General features: G+C 38.3%; 7 protein-coding genes. 5 read left to right on the top strand and 2 right to left on the bottom strand.

The window, feature by feature from the left end:
• Window positions 1-318: 318 nt before the first annotated feature.
• From NIES208_RS18295 to NIES208_RS18280, 5 genes are read left to right on the top strand one after another with little or no spacing between them, the layout of a single operon-like run.
• The gene (locus NIES208_RS18295) at window positions 319-705 is read left to right on the top strand and encodes a hypothetical protein (RefSeq protein WP_075894421.1); all 387 of its coding nucleotides are present in this window, start codon (window positions 319-321) and stop codon (window positions 703-705) included.
• Window positions 702-1,121 carry an HNH endonuclease gene (locus tag NIES208_RS18290; protein WP_075894420.1) on the top strand — a complete coding sequence of 140 codons (420 nt, stop codon included), beginning with the start codon at window positions 702-704 and terminating at the stop codon, window positions 1,119-1,121. The genes NIES208_RS18295 and NIES208_RS18290 overlap by 4 nt, the downstream gene beginning before the upstream one ends.
• Window positions 1,066-1,203, top strand: a complete 138-nt coding sequence (locus NIES208_RS19140; RefSeq protein WP_171971810.1) for a hypothetical protein — start codon at window positions 1,066-1,068, stop codon at window positions 1,201-1,203. Before NIES208_RS18290 ends, NIES208_RS19140 begins: the two co-directional genes overlap by 56 nt.
• A gap of 46 nt (window positions 1,204-1,249) precedes the next feature.
• Complete coding sequence (locus tag NIES208_RS18285; protein WP_075894419.1) at window positions 1,250-1,498, top strand: hypothetical protein; 249 nt, start codon at window positions 1,250-1,252, stop codon at window positions 1,496-1,498.
• Entirely contained in the window at window positions 1,498-1,914 is a 417-nt protein-coding gene (locus NIES208_RS18280; protein WP_075894418.1) for a type II toxin-antitoxin system VapC family toxin, read from the top strand. Before NIES208_RS18285 ends, NIES208_RS18280 begins: the two co-directional genes overlap by 1 nt.
• Before the next feature lie 210 nt (window positions 1,915-2,124).
• Here NIES208_RS18280 and NIES208_RS18275 read toward each other — a convergent pair whose 3' ends face one another.
• On the bottom strand, window positions 2,125-2,370 hold the full coding sequence (locus tag NIES208_RS18275; protein WP_075894417.1) for a hypothetical protein: 246 nt from the start codon (window positions 2,368-2,370) through the stop codon (window positions 2,125-2,127).
• 45 nt (window positions 2,371-2,415) lie between these two features.
• The coding region (locus tag NIES208_RS19135; protein WP_171971811.1) for a hypothetical protein at window positions 2,416-3,331 on the bottom strand (916 nt) is incomplete at its 5' end.

The raw sequence follows: 3,331 nt of genomic DNA, 5'->3' as shown, positions 1-3,331 counted from the left end.
TGTCTCATTTGTTGGCATTTTCCTACCAACGCTGCATAGTCAATCCCGGAGAGCCAAAAATTCTTGATGCGATACTCTCAAAACTTAAAGCAAATAACTATTCAATCGCGACTTTATCTAAATTGTTTAAGTAGTAAAAATTAAAGGGCGATCGCCCTCCCATACTTCTACAGAAAGGCGATCGCCACTATTGCATTAATTAATCAGCCCCTTAGATGTAGGCAAACCTTTGATATTGAATATTTTCGGTCGCGTGACGCAATTTACAGAACAGATATAATTTTACTTAGAGTTCAACTCATTGAGCAGTCAGAATTTATGAGCACTCGCATTACGATTGAGTTACCAGATGACGTATATCAGAGAGTTGAGCAATTTGCCCATCTCGCCAATCGTGACTTGTCTAGTGTCGTGGCGGAGAGTATTCAGCTTCTCATTCCTGCTTCTCATCCCAGCAAAACAACTTCCGCTATTACCGACCTTGAAGACGAGGAGATTTTAGATTTAACAGAGCTACAGATGGAGCCAGAACAAGATGCTCGTCTCAGTCAGCTGCTGGATTTACAACAAGCAGGACAACTATCAAATCCCGACTCATCCGAATTGCAAACCCTAATGCAAATTTACCAAGAAGGACTTTTGCGTAAAGCCACAGCATTAAGTGAAGCCGTAAAACGTGGATTAATTCAGCCCCTCAGCGAATGAGCTACATTCCAGAAGAGCTGCGCCAACGGGTGAGAGAAGCCGCCAATAATCAGTGTGGGTACTGTAAAAGCCTTCAAAAATATGTTTTAGGCATCTTAGAAATCGACCACATCATCCCAAAAGCGGCAGGTGGTTCAGACGAAGAAAATAATTTGTGGCTGGCTTGCCGTCTCTGCAATTCCTACAAAGGCACAAAGACTCACGGCATTGATCCAGCGACAAATACAACTGTTGCTTTATTTAATCCTCGCACTCAAAAATGGTCAGAACATTTCATGTGGGAAAGAGAAGGTGTTTTGATTCGTGGAACGACCCCTTGTGGTCGAGCTACAGCCCTTGCTCTTCAGCTTAATAATCCCTATGCAGTCATGGTGCGACAAGCTTGGATTTCAGCAGGATGGCATCCACCCGATTAAGGTGACTGAGGCGATCGCCCTCCCATATTTCTACAGAAAGGCGATCGCCGCCATTGGCATAGGTATAACAGCAAATATCTGAGATTATAATAGTGAGTAAGTCAATGGAAAAATTCTGGTTTTAGCTTATGGTTCAAGCAATTCAGCAGACGGTCATTCCTGAAAATGTTTTGCTAGATAAATTTAGGAGTTTAACTTTAGAACAGCAAAGAACACTGATTGATTTTCTCGAATTCCTGAGTAATAAAAATTCAGTGCCAGAAAATACTCAAGTAACTTCGGCTTATGATGAATTGTCTGAGTTTATTGGTTGTGTGGATGGAGGTCCAGGTGATTTAGCAACCAATAAAAAATATTTGGAAGGTTTAGGTCAGTAATGAGCCGAAATATCGTTTTGGATACTGGTGTGATCGTTGCACTCATCAACAAAAAAGAAGATAAGCATGAATGGGTTAAGGAAACTCTAAAAAGTTTATCTTTGCCATTTCTCACCTGTGAATCTGTTATTACTGAATCTTGTTTTCTGCTCCAAAATGTTTATGACGGCGAAGAGACCGTTTTAAACTTACTTGCTAGCCAGAAGATACAAATACCTTTTCAACTTATCGAAGAAGCAACGGAAGTTAAACAACTCATGGCAAAGTACAAATCTGTGCCAATGTCTTTGGCTGATGCTTGCCTTGTCAGAATGAGTGAGCTGATCGAAGGTAGCATCATTTTTACATTAGACAGCGATTTCTACGTCTATCGCCAAAATAAAAATCAATCTATTCCTTTAACAATACCTGACTGAATAATGATCGCCTCATCCACCTCATCAAAAGTAGGATGTGTTAGCGCAGCGTAACGCATCAATCAAAATAATAAAAAGGCGCGTTACATTACATTAACGCACCCTACAAGATCGGCGATCTCTATTGTTATTTTGCCCACTCATGGGTATTGTCTCTTTTGTTAATCAAGGCAACGAGTGGACTCGTATCGAGAATGACATCTCTGCGCATTATTCCCCGAAACCCTGAAAGTAATCTTTGTTTGTTGCTAAGTCTTCGGGTCCTTCAACACATCCGACAATATCCCCCGCAAGTTCAAGGGCACTAATTTCTTCATTTTGGCTGGATAAAGATTCAGATTCTACAGTCGCTTTTTGAAGTAAATAAGACAAAAAATCATTTACAAACTGAAGGCTTTCTAATGGGAGTTGATCTATGTATAGTTTTGCTTGATCTCTGATTTGAGTAGAATTCATTTATTATTCTCCGAAAATAGTTTTATACAATCATTTAACTTGAATCTATTCTTGGATTTTTCTCAACTCACATAAGCGATATTTGACTTCTTCTGAGTTAGAAACAGTGTTAACCAATGTTTTTTTCTCAATTTTTGCATGGTAATAATCGCCTGCTTCAATCTTATATTCTAATTCAATTAAAAGGTCTTCTGAAATAACACCATCATATGATTGACTTTCATCAGCAGCTTCTGTAAAGATGAATTTCCTTTCCTTTTTATTCTTTCCAGTTCCAGCTAGAACAAGCTTGCCATAAACATCAATCACTTCTTTTTCTAGTTCTTCCTTTTCTCTAATGATTTCGAGAATATTGGCAGCTCTCACATAACTCATCTCGGCATTTATATCCTCTTTTTTATCTAAGACTCCTAACTTAAAAGAAACATTCGAGTTTAGTTCAACAAGACTGCCTGTAAATGATTTGAATGACTTGATAGACTTTTGACTAAGATGATTAAGTTCTTCCTTAAGAGCTGCATCCTCGTTAATGCTTTCACTTCCTGCTTGAATTAACTGAATAAACTCTTCTAATGAGGTTTCAGAACCTTGTAGTAGATTCAATTGCTTTTGATCTTCGACAGGTGTCGCTAGTCGTATGCCAAAAGATCCATGATAAGTCGAAAGAACTGAGAATTCATATTTCTCTTGTGATTGTGCTGATTCAGCAATAGAGTCAATTAAATTCTGTAAGTTTTTTAGAAATGAGCCCATCTTCTGAGCATTTATTTCTTTCTTATTACCATCGAGTGATTTAAAAACGACATCTAAAATATTGCGTTTATTATCCTTTGCTATATTTACTAGTTGATTCAATGATTGGATAATTTCTTTATAGTTTCGTTTTTCGGCTCTCCGGGAATGAGTATGCTGAAGTAGTAAAAGCAATGTCGTTGAAACGATGGTTCCATTACTAACCCAG

Source organism: [Limnothrix rosea] IAM M-220 (assembly GCF_001904615.1).
GTDB lineage: Bacteria > Cyanobacteriota > Cyanobacteriia > Cyanobacteriales > MRBY01 > MRBY01.
The sequence above is the reverse complement of the archived record's forward strand: the minus strand, read 5'-3'. Positions and strand labels throughout refer to the sequence as shown.

Coding starts and splice junctions, on each gene's coding strand:
- NIES208_RS18290 (WP_075894420.1), top strand. CDS start 702: ATGAGCTACATTCCAGAAGAGCTGCGCCAACGGGTGAGAGAAGCCGCC.
- NIES208_RS18285 (WP_075894419.1), top strand. CDS start 1,250: ATGGTTCAAGCAATTCAGCAGACGGTCATTCCTGAAAATGTTTTGCTA.
- NIES208_RS18295 (WP_075894421.1), top strand. CDS start 319: ATGAGCACTCGCATTACGATTGAGTTACCAGATGACGTATATCAGAGA.
- NIES208_RS18275 (WP_075894417.1), bottom strand. CDS start 2,370: ATGAATTCTACTCAAATCAGAGATCAAGCAAAACTATACATAGATCAA.
- NIES208_RS18280 (WP_075894418.1), top strand. CDS start 1,498: ATGAGCCGAAATATCGTTTTGGATACTGGTGTGATCGTTGCACTCATC.
- NIES208_RS19140 (WP_171971810.1), top strand. CDS start 1,066: ATGCAGTCATGGTGCGACAAGCTTGGATTTCAGCAGGATGGCATCCAC.